At 56.0% G+C, this 18,550-nt stretch carries 14 protein-coding genes; 5 read left to right on the top strand and 9 right to left on the bottom strand.

Annotated elements, in window-relative coordinates; genetic code table 11:
• The first annotated feature begins 31 nt into the window (after positions 1-31).
• From NQ012_RS07330 to putA, 3 genes are all read left to right on the top strand, one after another.
• Positions 32-1,300 carry a tetratricopeptide repeat protein gene (locus NQ012_RS07330; protein ID WP_257066956.1) on the top strand — a complete coding sequence of 423 codons (1,269 nt, stop codon included), beginning with the start codon at positions 32-34 and terminating at the stop codon, positions 1,298-1,300.
• Positions 1,301-1,480: 180 nt separating this feature from the next.
• Positions 1,481-1,873: an META domain-containing protein gene (locus tag NQ012_RS07325; protein ID WP_257066955.1), complete on the top strand. Its 393-nt coding sequence runs from the start codon at positions 1,481-1,483 to the stop codon at positions 1,871-1,873.
• A gap of 217 nt (positions 1,874-2,090) precedes the next feature.
• Positions 2,091-5,696 (top strand): bifunctional proline dehydrogenase/L-glutamate gamma-semialdehyde dehydrogenase PutA, encoded by a 3,606-nt coding sequence (putA, locus tag NQ012_RS07320; RefSeq protein WP_257067011.1) that lies wholly within the window; start codon positions 2,091-2,093, stop codon positions 5,694-5,696.
• Positions 5,697-5,902: 206 nt separating this feature from the next.
• Here putA and NQ012_RS07315 read toward each other — a convergent pair whose 3' ends face one another.
• Together NQ012_RS07315 and ffh are read right to left on the bottom strand one after the other, a co-directional pair.
• Entirely contained in the window at positions 5,903-6,187 is a 285-nt protein-coding gene (locus NQ012_RS07315; protein WP_257066954.1) for a virulence factor, read from the bottom strand.
• Positions 6,188-6,445: 258 nt separating this feature from the next.
• Positions 6,446-7,816, bottom strand: coding sequence for a signal recognition particle protein (gene ffh, locus NQ012_RS07310; protein WP_257066952.1), 1,371 nt, complete (start codon positions 7,814-7,816; stop codon positions 6,446-6,448).
• Positions 7,817-7,975: 159 nt separating this feature from the next.
• Between ffh and NQ012_RS07305 the strand changes: the two genes are divergently transcribed.
• Positions 7,976-8,782 carry a cytochrome C assembly family protein gene (locus tag NQ012_RS07305; protein WP_257066951.1) on the top strand — a complete coding sequence of 269 codons (807 nt, stop codon included), beginning with the start codon at positions 7,976-7,978 and terminating at the stop codon, positions 8,780-8,782.
• Positions 8,783-9,089: 307 nt separating this feature from the next.
• On the opposite strand, the gene NQ012_RS07300 is transcribed toward NQ012_RS07305, so the two are convergent.
• From NQ012_RS07300 to rpsT, 5 genes are all read right to left on the bottom strand, one after another.
• Positions 9,090-9,821: a ZIP family metal transporter gene (locus NQ012_RS07300; protein ID WP_257066950.1), complete on the bottom strand. Its 732-nt coding sequence runs from the start codon at positions 9,819-9,821 to the stop codon at positions 9,090-9,092.
• Between the two features lie 261 nt (positions 9,822-10,082).
• Complete coding sequence (gene aspS / locus NQ012_RS07295; protein WP_257066949.1) at positions 10,083-11,891, bottom strand: aspartate--tRNA ligase; 1,809 nt, start codon at positions 11,889-11,891, stop codon at positions 10,083-10,085.
• Between the two features lie 122 nt (positions 11,892-12,013).
• Positions 12,014-12,712 (bottom strand): DUF502 domain-containing protein, encoded by a 699-nt coding sequence (locus tag NQ012_RS07290; protein ID WP_257066948.1) that lies wholly within the window; start codon positions 12,710-12,712, stop codon positions 12,014-12,016.
• Between the two features lie 98 nt (positions 12,713-12,810).
• Positions 12,811-13,953, bottom strand: a complete 1,143-nt coding sequence (locus NQ012_RS07285; protein WP_257066947.1) for a phospholipase A — start codon at positions 13,951-13,953, stop codon at positions 12,811-12,813.
• A gap of 385 nt (positions 13,954-14,338) precedes the next feature.
• The gene (gene rpsT / locus NQ012_RS07280; protein WP_257066945.1) at positions 14,339-14,602 is read right to left on the bottom strand and encodes a 30S ribosomal protein S20; all 264 of its coding nucleotides are present in this window, start codon (positions 14,600-14,602) and stop codon (positions 14,339-14,341) included.
• 316 nt (positions 14,603-14,918) lie between these two features.
• Between rpsT and NQ012_RS07275 the strand changes: the two genes are divergently transcribed.
• A complete protein-coding gene (locus NQ012_RS07275; RefSeq protein WP_257066944.1) occupies positions 14,919-16,070 on the top strand; it encodes an extracellular solute-binding protein in 1,152 nt (383 codons plus the stop codon).
• Between the two features lie 376 nt (positions 16,071-16,446).
• Here the strand turns inward: NQ012_RS07275 and NQ012_RS07270 are convergent, their stop codons facing one another.
• Positions 16,447-17,811, bottom strand: a complete 1,365-nt coding sequence (locus NQ012_RS07270; RefSeq protein WP_257066942.1) for an ATP-binding protein — start codon at positions 17,809-17,811, stop codon at positions 16,447-16,449.
• Positions 17,808-18,470, bottom strand: a complete 663-nt coding sequence (locus tag NQ012_RS07265) for a response regulator (protein WP_257066940.1) — start codon at positions 18,468-18,470, stop codon at positions 17,808-17,810. Before NQ012_RS07265 ends, NQ012_RS07270 begins: the two co-directional genes overlap by 4 nt.
• Between the last annotated feature and the right edge of the window lie 80 nt (positions 18,471-18,550).

Below are 18,550 nucleotides of genomic sequence, written 5' to 3'. Positions count from 1 at the left end.
TTCAGGCCGTCTGAAAAAGGGAAAACATATTATGAGCAAACCGCTGCCGCCCAAATTGCAGAAAACCCAGCAGCAGTTAGACCGGATTTCCGACGCGTTCAAACAGCATATGGCCGCCGGACGCTACCCCGAGGCCGTGCGCGAAGCCGCCAAGGCCCACGCACTGATTCCCAAAGCCGTTGCGCCGTTGAGCGATGCCGCCACTGCGGCGGTGAAAGGCGGTTTGTGGCAGGAAGGCATCGACTATGCCAAAAGAGCCTTGCAGCGCAACCCGCAGCACATCAACTCGCTCGACGCGCTCGCCCACGCCTACGGCGGCCTCGGCGATTGGGCAAACTGCCGCACCTACGGCCTGCAAGCCTTGCAGCTGCGCGATAAAAGCATAGCCGCACAGGCCGAGCCGCCGCAAACACGCGAAAACAGCGGCGGCAAAAACATCATTGCCTTTTCGCTGTTCGGCGCGAGTTCCGAATATATCGAACCGGCGGTGATGAACACCGAATTAGCGGGCGAAATCTACCCGGGCTGGACGTGCCGCTTCTATATCGACGGCAGCGTGCCCGAAACGGCCGTGCAGCGTCTGCGGGCAAACGGCGCCGAAATTGTGCGGATAGACGGCACTGCCCAATCGTGGCCGGGCGCGATGTGGCGTTTTCTGGCGATGGACGACCCCGAAGCCGCGCGGGTGATTTTCCGCGACGCCGACTCGGTGATTTCGCAGCGCGAAGCGCGCGCGGTGCAGGAATGGATAAACAGCGGCAAGCTGTTCCACACCCTGCGCGACGCCGGCACGCACACCGAGCTGATACTGGCCGGGCTGTGGGGCGCGGCGGCGGGCAGCGTGCCCGATATGCGCGGCAAAATCGAAGCCTATCTCAATAAGCCTTTGGTTTCCCGCCATTTCGCCGACCAGTTGTTTCTGCGTGAAAACGTGTGGCCTTATGCCCGCCAGAGCCTGTGCGCGCACGACCGTATTTTCGGTTTCGCCGGCGCGGCGCCGTTTCCCGACGACGCACCGTTCGACTACGACCGCTTCCATGTCGGTTGCAACGAAGGCAACACCCGTTTTCAGGCGGCCTTCAACCTGCCCGACGGCAGCCGCGTGCTGTGGCGCCTGTTCAGTCGCATTTCGCCGCTGCTCAACGCCGATTATTCGCTGAACGTTCTGCCCGAAGAGCGGCAGGTGTGCGCCTATGAGGCCGTGGTGCAAAACGGCAAAGTGGGCGGCCTGATTCCGCACCGCTACGCCAAAGGCTTTTCAGACGGCCTCTCTAAGATTACCGTGGCGGCGCTGGAATGAGCAGGCGGGCGAACCCTGCGCGGTTTGCGGAGTCGAATCAAATATATAATGTCTCAGGCCGTCTGAAATCTGCTCAGACAGGAAAGGATAAACAAGCGGTTAATGATTGATGACCCGTGTTGTTTGAGCATCCGGCCTTTGTGCTTGCAGAATATGACCGATACGAGAAAGGACTGTTCCATGAAACCTGTTACTTTATTTGCAGCTTTGCTGCTGGCAGCCTGTGCCGCCGCCCCTTCCGCCGACTTGGCGGGCAAATGGCGGGTGCAGGAAGCTGATTCCGCCGCCATGCCCGAAGGGGTAAGCATCACCTTGCGGGCAGACGGGCATTTCCGCACCGACGGCGGTTGCAACAACCTTTTCGGACGCTACCGCCAAAGCGGCAACCGCCTGATTTTTTCAGATGCCGCCAGCACCCTGAAGGCCTGCGTGGACAAGCAGTATATGGAAATCGACAACCGCCTCGGCACCGCCATCGGTTCACGCCGGACCTACCGCATCAGCGGCACGCAGTTGGAATGGCTAGACGATAACGGCAAAGTGGTGTTGAAAGCTGTGAAGGCCGAACCGTAAACGGCGATACAATACTTTCGAATATACAATCCGGCCTGTCTGCAAACGCCCCGCAGACAGGCTTTTTTGCGTGGAGGCGGTTTGCATATCCTGCTACCGTCTTTTTGTAAGCTTTGGTAAACTATTGATTCAAGATAATCATCATTTTACCTGTCGCTTTTTTCAGACGGCCTCTAAAGCAAAAGGCCGTCTGAAACAAAAAACAATGGAGAAACATATGTTCCGCTTTGCCCACCCGCAGCAAACCGCCCTGCGCCAAGCCGTTACCCAAGCCTACCGCCGCGATGAAGCCGAGGCGGTGCAGGATATGCTCCAGCGGGCGCAGATGAGCGCCGCCGAGCAAAACGGCGCTTCGCAACTGGCGCGCCGCCTTGTTACCCAAGTGCGCGAAAACCGCAAAAAAGCCAGCGGCGTGGATGCGCTGATGCACGAATTTTCCCTTTCCAGCGAAGAGGGCGTGGCGCTGATGTGTTTGGCTGAAGCGCTGCTGCGCATTCCCGACAATGCCACCCGCAACAAATTAATCCAAGACAAGCTTTCAGACGGCGATTGGAAAAGCCACCTCAACAACAGCCCGTCGTTATTCGTCAACGCCGCCGCATGGGGCCTGCTGATTACCGGCAAACTCACCACGCCCACCAGCGAGCAGGGTTTGGGCGCGGCCTTAACCCGTATGCTGGGAAAAGGCGGCGAGCCGCTTATCCGCAAAGGCGTGGATTACGCCATGCGTATGCTGGGCAAGCAGTTTGTTACCGGCCAAACCATCGAAGAGGCACTGCAAAACGGCAAAGAGCGCGAAAAATCGGGCTACCGTTTTTCATTCGATATGCTGGGCGAGGCGGCGATGACGCAGGCCGATGCCGACCGCTATTATCAGGATTATGTGAACGCTATCCACGCCATCGGCAAAGATGCGCAAAACGCGGGCGTGTATGAAGGCAACGGTATTTCGGTGAAACTTTCCGCCATCCACCCACGTTATGTGCGCGCCCAACACGAGCGCGTGATGGGCGAGCTGCTGCCCAAGCTCAAGCAGCTGTTTATGCTGGCGAAGTCTTACAACATCGGCCTGAATATCGACGCCGAAGAAGCCAACCGTTTGGAGCTGTCGCTGGATTTGATGGAAGCGCTGGTGTCCGACCCCGATTTGACGGGCTTTAACGGCATCGGTTTTGTGGTGCAGGCTTATCAGAAGCGCTGCCCGTTTGTGATTGATTATCTGGTGGATTTGGCGCGGCGCAACAAGCAAAGGCTGATGATACGCTTGGTAAAAGGCGCGTATTGGGACAGCGAAATCAAATGGGCGCAGGTGGACGGCCTCGACGGCTATCCCGTTTACACCCGCAAAGTGCACACCGATATTTCCTACTTGGCCTGCGCGCGCAAACTGCTTGAGGCGCAGGATGCCGTGTTCCCGCAGTTCGCCACCCACAACGCCTACACGCTGGCGGCGGTTTACCAAATGGGCGAGGGCAAAGAGTTTGAATTCCAATGCCTGCACGGCATGGGCGAAACGCTGTACGACCAAGTGGTCGGCACGCAAAACCTCGGCCGCCGCGTGCGCATTTACGCGCCGGTGGGCACGCACGAAACCCTGCTGGCCTATCTGGTGCGCCGCCTGCTCGAAAACGGCGCCAACTCGTCTTTCGTGAACCAAATCGTCGATGAGAAAATCAGCATCGAAGAATTAATCCGCAGCCCGTTCGACACCGTGGCCGAGCAGGGCGTGCGCCGCCACAGCGCCTTGCCGCTGCCGCGCGAGCTGTACGGTGCAGGCCGTCTGAATTCCTACGGCGTGGATTTGAGCAACGAAAACGTGTTGCAGCAGTTGCAAACCTTAATGAACCAGGCCGCCGGCCAAAGTTTTCAGACGGCCTCTTTAATCAACGGCCAAAGCCGCGAAGTGCAGCCCGCCAGCTCCGTGAAAAACCCCGCCGACCATAGCGACGTTGTCGGCAGCGTATCGTTTGCCGATGCTGCGTTGGCGCAGGAAGCCGTCGGCGCCGCCGTGGCTGCGCAAAGCCTTTGGGGCGGCACTTCAGCCGCCGAGCGCGCCGCCTGCCTGCGCCGTTTTGCCGACCTGCTCGAAGCGAACACTGCCGCGCTGATGATGCTGGCCGTGCGCGAAGCGGGCAAAACGCTGAACAACGCCATCGCCGAAGTGCGCGAAGCGGTGGATTTCTGCCGCTACTATGCCGACGAAGCCGAGCAAACCCTGCCGCAAGACGCCAAACCTTTGGGCACGGTGGTGGCCATCAGCCCGTGGAACTTCCCGCTGGCGATTTTCGTGGGCGAAGTGGCGGCGGCGCTGGCCGCAGGCAATACCGTGGTGGCCAAACCCGCCGAGCAAACCAGCCTGATTGCCCATTACGCCGTGCGCCTGCTTCACGAGGCGGGCGTGCCGCCCGAAGCCCTGCAATTGGTATTGGGCGCGGGCGATGTCGGCGCGGCCCTTACGCAGGATACGCGCATCAACGGCGTGATTTTCACCGGTTCCACCGAAGTGGCGCGCCTGATTAACCAAACTTTGGCCAAACGCAGCGACAACCCCGTGCTGATTGCCGAAACCGGCGGTCAAAATGCCATGATTGTCGACAGCACCGCGCTGGCCGAGCAAGTGTGCGCCGATGTGCTCAACTCCGCTTTCGATTCGGCCGGCCAACGCTGTTCGGCGCTGCGCATCTTGTGTGTGCAGGAAGAAGTGGCCGACCATATGGTGGGCATGATTAAAGGCGCGATGAACGAGCTATGCGTGGGCAACCCGCAGCGTCTAAACACCGACACCGGCCCCGTGATTGATGCCGAAGCGCAGGCCAACCTGTTGGCGCACATCGAAAAAATGAAAGGCGGCGCGCGTGCCTGCCATCAAATCAGGCCGTCTGAAAACGCCGGCAACGGCACGTTTGTGCCGCCCACCCTGTTCGAGTTGGACAACCTCGACCAATTGCAGCGCGAAGTGTTCGGCCCCGTGCTGCACGTTGTCCGCTACCGTTCAGACGGCCTCGACGATTTAATCAGCCAAATCAATACCAAAGGCTATGCCTTAACCCACGGCATCCACAGCCGCATCGACGGCACCATCGAGCACATCAAGGGCCGTATCGAAGCGGGCAATGTGTATGTCAACCGCAATATCGTCGGCGCGGTGGTTGGCGTGCAGCCTTTCGGCGGCCACGGCTTGTCCGGCACCGGCCCGAAAGCGGGCGGCCCCTTCTACCTGCAACGCCTCACCCGCCTGCCGCAATGGAAAGTGCCGCATCTGAGCCGCATCGGCCAGGCCGACGAAACCGCACTCAAACGCTTGGAAAGCCTGCTGCACAACCTGCCGTTGCCGCAGGAGCTGAAAATGAGGTTGGCCGGCGATCTCGGCACCGCAAGGGTGCTGACGCTGCGGGGGGCGGAAGTGGTGCTGGCCGGCCCCACCGGCGAACGCAACGTTTTAAGCTGGCATGCGCCTGACCGCGTGTGGCTGTATGGCGGCGATTTGGCGCAAGGTTTCGCGGCGCTGATTGCGCTGGCGGCCAACGGTATCCGCTCCGTGGTCGAATCCGGCCATCCGCTGGCCGCCCATGCGGAGCAGCTTGGCGGCCTGCTGGAAGTGCACACCCGCCCCGAGCAAAGCGGCATCCGCCATGTGGCCGCACTCTCGCCGCTGCCGGCGGAATACAAACAGTCGCTGGCCGCTTCAGACGGCGCGTTGATTAAAGTGCTGCCGTCTGAAAACGGTTTGGATATTTACCAAGTGTTTGAAGAAGTTTCGTGCAGCACCAACACCACCGCGGCGGGCGGTAATGCCAGCCTGATGGCGATGACGGATTTGTAAACGTAAGTGCCTGTTAAACCTAAAAAGCCGTTCCCGAAAAAGGAACGGCTTTTTTCTTTTCAGACGGCCTCAAGATATTTTTGCAAGTCACTAAGGCCGTCTGAAATACACAACCGTCGTCATTGGCGACGCTTGGCATAATAATGGGTAAGTGAAACTCGGGTGTACCTGAAAGTACGGGTTGAATATTGTAAGCTTCAGGGATTTTACAGCGCAGGAGCCAAATCGTTCATTTCTTCAATTCGTAACATACGGATGTCCGATACAGATGGTTTGAACCACGGGTAAGTTTGACTTAGCTTCTGTGCAGCTAAAACGCAGGTCACTGCGGTAATATCGCTGTTGCCAAAATACACACTACCCTGTTGGTGATTAAAACCGAGGGTAAGCAGCGTTTTTTTGACATCACCGTAAGCATTCTGCCAAGAATCATTCGGATACAGTCCCTGTAAAACAGCGGTATCCAAATCAAAAGCGATTGCATAAGACATGGTTGCTTTTCCTTTTAACATAGAATTAGTATTGAAAATCATATCACAAGTTGCCATACCATGGTAATTTTTACGAAGTAGACAAAATGTACTGGAACAAAATTTCCACGGTGTCTAGTATTTGTTTAATCAATACTTTAATATTTCCATTTGGATTACTGCTTGCTCGGGAATAACAGGCTTCAGGTTTTTGAGAGAATCGTTTGATTTTTACAAAGGCTGCGGCTTCAACGGTTGGGGTGGTATCAAACAAACTGGCTACATACCCGGAAACATCCCTTTCATTCCCTTCATGCCTTTGGCCATGCGCATCAGCTTGGCCATGCCTTTGCCGCTGAACATCTTCATCATCTGCTGCGACTGCTCGAACTGCTTGAGCATTTTGTTTACTTCCTGCACCGAAGTGCCCGAGCCGGCCGCGATGCGGCGCTTGCGGCTGGCTTTGATTAAGGCCGGGTTGGCACGTTCTTTCGGCGTCATCGAGTTGATGATGGCTTCCACATGCCCCATGGCTTTTTCGGCGGTGCCTTCGGGAATCTGTTTGGAAAGCTGGCCGAGTTCGCCCGGCATTTTCGACATCAGGTTTTCCAAGCCGCCCATATTGCGCATCTGCTGGATTTGTTCCTTGAAATCGTTCAAATCGAAGCCCTTGCCTTTGTGCAGCTTTTTCGCCATTTTGGCGGCGGCTTCTTCATCAATGCCTTTCTGCACGTCTTCGATAAGGCTCAACACGTCGCCCATGCCGAGAATGCGGCTGGCGATGCGGTCGGGGTGGAACGGCTCAAGGCCGGTTACTTTTTCACCGATACCGATGAATTTAATCGGCTTACCGGTTACCTGCCGCACCGACAAGGCCGCGCCGCCGCGCGAATCGCCGTCCATCTTGGTGAGAATCACGCCGGTCAGCGGCAGGGCTTCGTTAAAGGCTTGGGCGGTGTTCACCGCATCTTGGCCGAGCATGGCGTCCACCACAAACAGGGTTTCGATAGGGTTAACCGCTGCGTGGAGGGCTTTGATTTCATTCATCATTTCTTCGTCAATCGCCAGGCGGCCGGCGGTATCGACCATCAATACGTCGTAGAAATGCTTTTTAGCATAGTCCACGGCCGCCTTGGCGATATCGACGGGCTTCTGGCTGGTGTCGGAAGGAAAGAAATCCACACCCACTTGTTCGGCCAAAAGCTTCAGCTGTTCGATGGCGGCAGGGCGGTAAACGTCGGCGGAAACCACAAGGATTTTCTTTTTGTGGTCGTTTTTCAGCAGGCGCGACAGTTTGCCCACGGTGGTGGTTTTGCCCGCGCCCTGCAAACCGGCCATCAGCACCACGGCGGGCGGCGAAACGGCAAGGTTGAGCGTGCTGTTTTCTTTGCCCATCAATTCGATCAGGGCATCGTTTACCACGCCGATAAAGGCTTGGTCGGGCGTGAGGCTGCCGGTGATTTCGTGGCCGAGCGCTTTTTCTTTAACGTTGTTGATGAACTCTTTCACCACGGGCAGGGCAACGTCGGCCTCGAGCAGGGCCAGGCGCACTTCGCGCAGGGCTTCTTTAATATTGTCTTCGGTGAGCTTGGCTTGGCCGCGGATGTTTTTCAGCACATTGCCAAAGCGGCTGGTTAAGTTGTCTAACATGGGTGTCCTTGAGAATCGGGGCGGGCGGCGGGGGCTTGAGGCCGTCTGAAAACGGCAAAACCGCATTAAAGTTTCAATAGGCGCCGCCGTTTTTGATAAAATCGGCTTATTTTACACCACACGCAGCTTCGTGAGTATGCGTGCAAAAGAAAGTTTGTCATGCCGATAGTATTGATTTGCCTGATGCTGCTGTATGCGGGAATGGCGGTGTTCGTATGGCTGCACCACAAAAAGCGTGATGACCGGCCTTATCCGTTGAAAACGGAATTGGCGGTACTCGCACCCGCACTGCTGTTGCAGGGCGCGGTGCTGTTTTTGCCCGTGCTGCACGACAGGGTGCTGGTGATGGGGTTCGGCTATTCGGTGAGCCTGATTGTGTGGCTGATGCTGATGATGTATTGCCTGGGCAGCTTCTTCTATAACCTGCGCGGGCTGCAATTGCTGCTCTACCCGTGTGCGGCGTTGTCGTTGTTGCTTGCGGCGGTGTTTCCCGGCAAGTTTACCGGCTACCAAATCAGCGACTGGCCGTTTATGCTGCATGTGGGCGCATCGCTGCTGGCCTACGGGCTGTTCGGTATCGTAACTTTGCTGGCGGTGCTGGTTTTGCTGTTGAACCGCAACCTGCACAAGAAAAAATTTTCGCCTTTGGTGTCTTTTCTGCCGCCCCTGCTGAGCCTTGAAAAACTGATGTTCCAAGGTATATGGGCGGGCTTTCTGCTGCTGACCTATTCCGTAGTAAGCGGCACGTTTTTCGCCGAAACCGTGTTTGGCAAACCGTTTGCGTTCACCCATAAATCAGTGTTCGGCATACTCTCGTGGCTGATTTACGGCGGCCTGCTGTTGAAACACGGCATGACGGCATGGCGCGGCAAAAAAGCCGCCGTGTGGACGATAATCGGCTTCGTCAGCCTGATGCTGGCTTATGTGGGCAGTAAATTCGTGCTGGAAATCATTCTGCACCGCTAGGGCGAAAGTTTTCAAAAGCGCAAATAAAACAGGCTGCCTTCAAAGCAGCCTGTTTTTGATAATGCCGGAAATTTCTCTCTATTTTATATATGCCTTTGTGTACTTGGCTTGGTGATGTGAATCACTTTATGTAACGGAATGTAATTCATTTAAATTGAAAGTGCAAGCACTCTAACCCATAAACAAGCACAAAAACAAAATATCGGCCAAAAACTTAAAATTTTAAAATTTAAAGTTAATAAACAAAGATTTTTCAGCATGAACCTGTAGCTGTAAGACATTGGCAAAACCCGATTCCGGAGTTGTATCAAGCCAAAAGCTGCACGGCCCAGAAACTTAAAAATCCGGCGAACAACACCAACACCGAATAATTTTTCTCCTGCACCTCGTGCGCTTCGATCAGCAATTCTTCGGTTACCAAATACAGCAATGCCGCCGCGCTGGCTGCTAACACGGCACCCATCACGTCATGCGATGCGCCGCTTAACAACCAATTGCCCAGTGCGGCAAACACAAACACCACCACGCCCAACAATGTGGTTAAAACAACCATGCGCCAGCCTTTCAGCGCATCGCTCATCAAAGCCAGGCCGAGAAACAACAATTCCACCGACAAACCCAGCGCCAGAATCAGGCCCGATTCGCCGCCCGACGCAAAACCCGCGCCGATAATAAAACCGTCGGTGGCGATATCGATAAAGGTGGCCAGCAGCAGGCCCACCGGCAAGGCGGCACCGGCAGCCGCTACGCCGGAATGCTTGCCGTGTTCAGCCCCGCTTTCCAATTTTTCGGTCAGCAATTTCAGGCCGAACATTAACAGGCTGCCTGCCGCAAATGATGCAATCAATACCCACGGGCGGGCGTGTTCGCGGCCGATTTCGGGTAGCAACTCTACCGACAAGGCGGACAACACCACGCCGGCGGCAAAGTGCTGAATCAGGCTGCGCGCCTGTGCCGACGGGTTCCACAACAATGCCAATACGCCGCCGGCAACGGCCACGGCGGCGGGAATCAACATAATCAAATATTCGTTTTGCACGGCTTTCCTGCATCAAAATGAAAATGGCAATATTACATGCGCCGGCTTAAGCCAAGCTGAACAATGCCTCAACCTGAGGTTTTTGCGTCGTATCCGGGCTTGGTTCGAGTGCGTTAAACTGTTGGAATTCAAGATACTCGGGTCAAGCCCGAGTATGACGACAATTGGAGTTTCAGACGGCCTAAACGAATTTTTCAAAGCTATCAGGCCGTCTGAAAAATATTTTTCAGACGGCCTGTATGGTTTAAACGGCCAAAACCGTTAAGCTTCTTTGCTCTCAGCCGCTTTTTGGCGCAGGCGCAGGCTTAATTCGCGCAGCTGCTTGTCGTCCACCGCATTGGGGGCGTTGGTAAGCAGGCATTGTGCACGCTGGGTTTTCGGGAAAGCAATCACGTCGCGGATGGATTCGGCGCCGGTCATCAGCGTCACCAAACGGTCGAGGCCGAACGCCAAACCGCCGTGCGGCGGTGCGCCGTATTTCAGGTTGTCCAGCAGGAAGCCGAATTTGTTTTGCTGCTCTTCGGGGGTGATTTTCAGCGCGGCAAACACTTTTTCCTGAATCTCGGCACGGTGGATACGGATGGAGCCGCCGCCGATTTCCCAGCCGTTGAGCACCATATCGTAGGCACGGGCGAGGCAGTTTTCGGGGTCGCTTTCCATCAGGTCTTCATGGCCGGGTTTGGGCGAGGTGAAGGGGTGGTGCATGGCGGCGTAACGGTCGTTTTCTTCGTCGTATTCGAACATCGGGAAATCGATTACCCACAGCGGGCGCCATTCGTCGGTGAAATAGCCGTTTTCGGCGCCGTGCTCGTGGCCGATTTTGATGCGCAGCGCACCGATGGCTTCGTTGACAATCTTGGCTTTGTCGGCACCGAAGAAGATGATGTCGCCGTTTTGTGCGCCGGTTCGGGTGATGATTTCTTTCAGGGCGTTTTCAGACAGGAATTTCACAATCGGCGATTGCAGGCCGCTGTCTTCGCCGTTGGAAAGGTTGGTAACATCGTTCACTTTGATATAGGCCAAGCCTTTGGCGCCGTAGATGCCGACGAATTTGGTGTATTCGTCGATGTCTTTGCGGGAGAGTTTCGCGCCGCCGGGCACGCACAGGGCGACCACGCGGCCGCCTTTCATGTCGGCGGCGGCACGAAACACTTTGAATTCTTCCGATTTCATCAAGTCGGTCAGCTCGGTGAATTTCAGGCTCACGCGCATATCGGGTTTGTCGGAGCCGTAGTAGAACATGGCTTCGCGGTATTCCATGCGCGGGAAATCAGCCAATTCCACGCCCAAGGCATCTTTAAACACCTGTTTGGCCATGCCTTCGGTGATGTCCATGATTTCGTTTTCGCTTAAAAACGAGGTTTCGATATCGATCTGGGTGAATTCGGGTTGGCGGTCGGCGCGCAAATCTTCGTCGCGGAAGCATTTGGTGATTTGGTAGTAGCGGTCGAAGCCGGCCACCATCAGCAATTGTTTGAACAGTTGCGGCGATTGCGGCAGTGCGAAAAATTCGCCCGGGTGCACGCGGCTGGGCACCAGATAATCGCGCGCGCCTTCGGGGGTGGAACGGGTAAGCATCGGCGTTTCGATATCGATAAAGCCTTGCGCGTCGAGATAGCGGCGCACACCCATCGCCACTTGGTAGCGCAGGCGCAGGTTGCGCTGCATGGCGGGGCGGCGCAAGTCGATAACGCGGTTGGTTAAACGCACGTTTTCGCTCAGGTTTTCGTCGTCGATTTGGAACGGCGGCGTGGCGGCGGCATTGAGCACTTCGATTTCTTTGGCGAGAATTTCGATTTTGCCGGAAATCATTTTATCGTTGGTGGTGCCTTCGGGGCGGTTGCGCACGCGGCCGGTGATGCTCAAAACGTATTCGTTGCGGGCGGAGTCGGCCGTCTGAAAGGCTTCGGGGGTATCGGGATCGATCACCACCTGCACGATGCCTTCGCGGTCGCGCAGGTCGATGAAAATCACGCCGCCGTGGTCGCGCCGGCGGTGCACCCAGCCTTTGACGGTAACGGTTTGGTCTAGGTATTGCTCGTTAATCAAGCCACAATAATTGGTACGCATAAATAAAACCTTCGGTTTGTTTTCGTTTGATTTTCTGACAAATGTGTTGAACGGTATCGGCAGGCCGTCTGAAAAGGTTTTGTTTTTTCAGACGGCCTGCAATAAAAAATATTGCCTTGCGCTTATTCTTGCCCCTCGGGGTTTTCAGACGGCCTCTGCGCATCGGGCAGGGCTTTTACCGGCAGATCGTCCGGCATCACCATGCCCAGCGAAATCACATATTTGAGTGCGTCGTCCACGCTCATGTCCAGTTCGCGCACGTCGCTTTTTTTCACCATCACATAGTAGCCGCCGGTGGGGTTGGGCGTGGTCGGCACGTAAACGGAAAGGTATTCTTCGCCGTTATCGAGGCTGCGCGCCACTGCGCCCGCCAAACTGCCCGACACGAAAGCGATGGTCCAGATGCCCGGCTGCGGAAACGGCACCAAAACGGGGGTTTTGAACGACCGGCTGTTGTCGGACAACAGCGATTCGGAAACCTTTTTCACGCTGGAATAAATCGACTTCACCACGGGAATGCGGCCGAGCAGGTTGTCCCACGCGGCAATAATCTGCTTACCCAGCACGTTGGCGCCGAACAGGCCGGTTACAAACAGCACCACCACGGCCACAATCACGCCCAAACCGGGAATGTTGAAGCCCATCAGGCTGGCCGGCTGCCATTTTTCGGGCAAAAGTTGGAAGAGTTGGTCGGATGCGGAAACGATATAGGTTATCACCCATACCGTTACGGCTATCGGCAGCCACACCAAAATGCCCGTAATCAGGTATTTTTTCAATGCCTTAGAGATGCCGCCGCTTTCAGCCGCATTTTTTGCCATATCGGTATTCCATATGTGGTGAACGGTAAATACCGCCCGAACGCGCCATTATACGCGCTCGGGCAGTAAGAAACGAGTGTTTGCCGCGAATCGGGTGTTTAAAAACCGTCCCAATCGTTGAGCATTACGCCGAAGCCTATGCTGTTGTGCTTGTGGTTGTAGTCCAACAGGCTTTCGCCGTAACCGTGGTAGCCCTGCACATAGGCTTTGAGCTTGCCTTTAATCGGAAAGGTGTAGTCGGCCTGCACGCCGCCTTTGCCGGTTTTGGGGTTGTAGCGCATGGTGGCGGCAACGGTTTGCTTGTCGTTGAAACGGTATTGCAGTTTCAAATCGCCGTAGCCCATGTAGTCGGTGATGTCGGGGTTGTCGTCGTTATCGCCGCTTTGGTCGAACGCGCGCACCCACAACCGCGGAATCACGGTCAGCTTGCCCCATTCCATACCCGCCATGCCGTATAAGCGGTTCCACGAGCGCGACATCGGGCGGCTCTGGCCGTTGGATTGGTGCACGAAGCCCAGGCCGAGCATACGCAGCTTGCCGCCGCCGGGCAGGTCGGCCTTCACGGGCTGGGTGATGAAAACTTCGGGCGAATAATCGTTGTTGCGGAACGGGGCGGATTCTTCACCCTGGTTCCACAACTGCCAGTGCGCGGTTTGGGTGTAGCCGAACCACACGTCGGAGCGGGTGCGGAACAAATCTTCCAGCAGTTTGGTTTTGAACGACACCTGCATTTTCGCTTCCAGCCGTTTCTGGTCTTTGGCGCGGACGTCGTCGGTTACGCCGCGCGTAGATGTTTCAGGGTAGCGGTTGGGGCTGCTGTTATACCAGGCGGGCAGCAGATACATGGGATTGTGTTCGCGCACCGACAAAATGCCGCGCACGTCGTTTTGGTCCAAATCATACATCAGGCTCAACGGCGTATAGGCATCGGCCGCATCGAGCAGGGCTTCGGTGGGCTCGCTGCCGGCATCGTTTTGGCTGAACACAACCGTAGGCTCTTTTTTGGTCAAACTCGTATCCACCGATTTCACCAAATCCACCGCCTTGGGCGGCTGCTTTTCGGCCACCGGCGGTGTTTGCGGCGGAAATTGGGCGGCATAGATTTTGTCGAAACAGGCCAGCCGCAGGGCATTGTCCTGTATCAGCGTGCATTGCAGCGCGGCATTGTTGTTTTCGGCGAATGCGGCGGAAGAAAAGGCCGCCAAACCGGCTCCGGCTGCAACGAAATGTTTCCAAGTCATATGGGCTACCTTTGGGCGTATCGGGTATATTTATAGTGAATCCACTTACTCCATTACGGCGTTGCTGCGCCTTAGCTCAAAGAGAACGATTTTGTAAGCCGCTAAAGTGGCAACAGAATCGGTTCCGTACTATTTGTACTGTCTGCGGCTTGCTGCCTTGTATTGAAGCGTGAATTCACTATAGGCCGTCTGAAGCCATTGCTGCTCAAATAGTTAAGCTGAAATGTGCACCGGTTTCAAGGCCGTTCGGCGGTCTAATTTACCCTTGCGCCGAACAAAAAGCAAATGCCCCGAAAGGCTCGATATCCGCTCTTCAGGGGCATTGTATTCAAGCAACGTTCCGCATTCCGCCGTGGCGGAAAGCAGACACTGCGCCGGAACCGGGTTAAGCCAAAGCTTTGATTTTGGCAGACAGGCGGCTCTTGTGGCGGGCTGCTTTGTTTTTGTGGTAAATGCCTTTGTCGGCAATACGGTCGATTACTTTTACCGACTCTTGGTAAACCGCTTGTGCGGCGGCTTTGTCGCCGGTTTCAACCGCTTTCAATACTTTCTTAACCGCAGTGCGGAAGGCAGTACGCAGGCTGGCGTTGTGGGCACGTTGTTTAACCGACTGGCGGGCACGCTTGCGGGCTTGTGCGCTGTTGGCCATATTGAATGTCTCCTGATAAAAATCAAAATTTAATTTCGTAAACGCGTAATTTTAAATACTTAGCCTTATCTGTGCAAGTGTTTTCACCGACTGCCGCTTTCCGTTTGCAGAAGCCTGCCCGAAAAACGACAGCCCCGCCGCTGCCTGCCGTTTTCAGACGGCCTTCGCCCGCTTCATACGGCCATACGAAGAAAACGTGCATATCACTTTGATTTTTATTAAGCATTCCTTTACAATAGCCCGCGCCGCCGCCGGGGTTTTTTATGGGGCAGCGGTTTTTCGTTCATTCAACCCTTTCATTAGGAAACCAACCCGTATGAAAAAATCTGTATTAGCCGTTATCGCAGCCTTGTCTTTGGCAGCCTGCGGCGGCCAAAGCGAGCAAAAACCCGCCCAACCTCAAGCAGATGCAGGTTCTGCCGCTGCTGCCACCGACGGCCTGCCCGCTACCGATACGCTCAATATCTACAACTGGTCGAACTATGTTGACGAGAGCACCGTTGAAGACTTTAAAAAAGCCAACAATTTGAAGCTCACTTACGACCTGTATGAAAACAACGAAACGCTGGAGGCCAAAGTGCTGACCGGCAAGTCGGGCTACGATCTGGTGGTGCCCGGCATCGCCTTTTTGCCGCGCCAAATCCAAGCGGGCGCCTATCAGAAAATACATAAAGACTTAATCCCCAACTATAAAAACATCGATCCCGAGCTTTTGAAAATGCTCGAAACCGCCGATCCGGGCAACGAATATGCCGTGCCTTATTTCTCGGGTGTGAACACGCTGGCCATCACCGCCAAAGGCAAAGAAGTGCTGGGCGGGCAGCTGCCTGAAAACGGCTGGGATTTGCTGTTCAAACCCGAATACACCAACAAGCTGAAATCCTGCGGCATCGCGCTGTGGGACACGCCGTCTGAAATGTTCCCGATTGTGTTGAACTATTTGGGCAAAGACCCGAAAGGCAGCAATGCCGAAGACATCAAGGCGGCCGCCGGCGTGTTGCAGGCCATCCGCCCCGACGTGAAACGCTTCAGCCCCTCGGTTATCGACGAGCTGGCGCGCGGCGACGTGTGTTTGGCGGCCGGTAACGGCGGCGACCTGAATATGGCCAAAGCGCGTTCGGAGGAAGTGAAAAACAATGTCGGCATCGAAGTGCTCACGCCCAAAGGCATGGGCTTCTGGATCGAATCCTGGCTGATTCCCGCCGATGCGAAAAACGTAGCCAACGCGCACAAATACATCAACTACACCCTTGACCCCGAAATTGCGGCGAAAAACGCCAAAGCCGTAACCTTTGCACCGGCCAGCCTGCCGGCACGCGAGAAACTGCCGAAAGAACTGGTGGCCACCCGTTCCATCTTCCCGACTCAGGAAGACATGAAAAACGGCTTCGTGATGCCGCAGATGGAAGGCGATGCGAAGAAACTCACGGTAAATCTGTGGCAGAAAATCAAAGTGGGGTCGAACTGATCAACCGGTATGGTGAAACATACGGCAACGGCTGCGTTTATGCGCAGCCGTTTTTTGTTGGTAAAACCGCTTGAGGCCTTTGCAAAAAAGCCGTTTTAATCCTGAATGTATGATATTCCGTCATACTCGGGCTTGACCCGAGTATCTCTTTTGCTTCTAAAACAAACAGATGCTCGGGTCAAGCCCGAGCATGACGCAAGTGTTTTAAGGTGCCTAAAAGAATTTTGCAAAGGTCTCGGCCTGAAGGCAGTTTTGCAAAGTCTCTGTTTGTTTGGCAACCGTTACGTCATACCCGGGCTTGACCCAAACATCTTTTTGTTTCAAAAGAAATAACAGATACCCGGGTTGAGCACGGGCATGACGGCGGCCGGATGTTTCAGACGGCCTTTTCCAAACCCGCACACAAACCGCCCTCGGGGCGGTTTTGCAAATCCAGCCGCAGGCCGTGCAGGGCGGCGATGCTTTCTACAATCGACAGGCCCAAACCGCTGCCCTGCTGGGCTTGGCCGGCGGGGCGGTAGAAGCGTTCGCAGATACGCATCATGTGTTCGGGTGCGATGCCCGGCCCTTCGTCGCACACGCTGATGCCGTCGCGGTTGAGGGTGAGCGATACGCGGCTGTTCTCGGGGCTGTAACGCACGGCGTTGTCCAGCAGGTTGCGCAGCATCAGCTCGAGCAATACGGCGTTGCCGTGCAGGGGCAGGGCGTTTTCGATGCCGCAGGGGCTGTTCAGTTGCAGGCGCACGCGCTTTTCGCGGGCTTGCAGGTTGGCGCTTTTCAGGGCTTGGTGGGCAATCTGCTGCCAGTTGACGGGTTCGGCATCGGGCACTTCGTTTAGCGGGTCGATGCGCGACAACACCAAAAGTTGCTCGGTCAGGCGTTGGGCGCGGGCGATGCTTTCGTGCATTTTGGCTAAGTGGTAGGGCTGTTCGCGCTCGTTACTCAGGGCGAACACTTCGGCCTGCACTTTAAGTGCGGCCAGCGGACTGCGCAATTCGTGGGCGGCATCGGAGGTGAAGCGGCGTTCGCGGCCGATGGCAGCCGACACGCGCGTGAGCAGGCCGTTGAGCGACTGCACCATGGGCAGGGCTTCGGCGGGTACGTCTTCGGATACGGCGTGCAGGCTGTCGGCATCGCGGGTACGCAGTTCGTCGGAAAGCTTGTCGAGCGGTTCCAGGCCGCGGCGTATGCCGAAATAAATCAGCATCAGCAAAACGGGTAAGGCTAAGAATGAAACGGCCAATTGGGCACCGACGGCGCTGGCAACGATGGAAAGACGCTCTTTTAAGCGTTGCGATACGGCAACGGTGTGGCCGTCCACTTTATCGTGCAGGTAGAGATAACGCCATGCACCGCTTTGCCATACCGGATGGTTGTTCCGAAAACCTGAGGCCGTCTGAAACGGAATCTCTTTGCCGTGCCGGTCGGCCATTAAGAGCCGGCCGTTTTTGTCCCACACGGCAAAGCCGTAGTTACTGGTTTGTGCGTCGCCGGGATTGCTGTCGAGCAGAGTTTCGATATCGACGATATTGCGTACGGTATTGTTGTCGTGCGACACCTGCATCAGGGTTTGGGCAAGCTGTGACATCTGGCTGTCGGCGGCTTCATCGATTTCATGCAGTGAAAAATAGGCGGCGGCACTGACCGAGGCCAGCCAAACGGCCAGCAGGCCGCCGCTGATATAGACAAACAGGCGGCGGCGCAGGCTGGTGGCGGGATACATATTCCAAAAGAATTTCACGGTGCGGTTCCGATTTGGTAGCCCAAGCCGCGGCGGGTTTGGATAAAGTCTTTGCCGATTTTTTTGCGCAGGTTGTGAATGTGCACTTCTACGGCGTTGCTTTCGACTTCTTGATCCCAACCGTAGAGTTTGTCTTCGATTTGGGCGCGGCTGTGGATGTGTTTGGGTTGCGAGAGCAGCATTTCGAGCAGGACGTATTCGCGCTGGGTGAGGGCGAGCGGCTCGCCGGCCAGCTCGGCGGATTTGGCGGAAGTGTCGAGCTTCAGCCTGCCGTATTCGAGCAGCGAAGCGGCGCGGCCTTGGCTGCGGCGCACCAGTGCCAACAGGCGGGCGGCAACTTCGTCGAGTGCGAAGGGCTTGCACAGATAATCGTCGGCGCCGCCATTGAGGCCGGCCAGGCGGTCGGGCAGGGCGTCGCGGGCGGTGAGTATCAGCACGGGCGTGTCGTGCCGCTGCTGCCGCCAGCCGGCGAGAATGTCCATGCCGTCGATATCGGGCAGGCCGAGATCGAGCACCACGGCATCGTAAGGCGCGTTGGAAAGGGCGTCGCGGCCGTGTTTGCCGGTTTTCAGCCAATCGACGGTAAAGCCATGTTTGGTGAGGCCGTGATAGAGGCCGTCGCCGATATGGGGGTCGTCTTCGATTAAGAGGATACGCATGATGGTGGCCTTGTTCGGTTGTGTGTTCGGTGGTGTATTTTCAGACGGCCTGATGGTGAGGCCGTCTGAAAACTTTATCG

Source organism: Neisseria dentiae (assembly GCF_024580525.1).
Classification (GTDB): Bacteria; Pseudomonadota; Gammaproteobacteria; order Burkholderiales; family Neisseriaceae; genus Neisseria; species Neisseria dentiae_A.
Note: the sequence above shows the minus strand (reverse complement) of the source record. Positions and strands in the feature narration are given on the sequence as shown.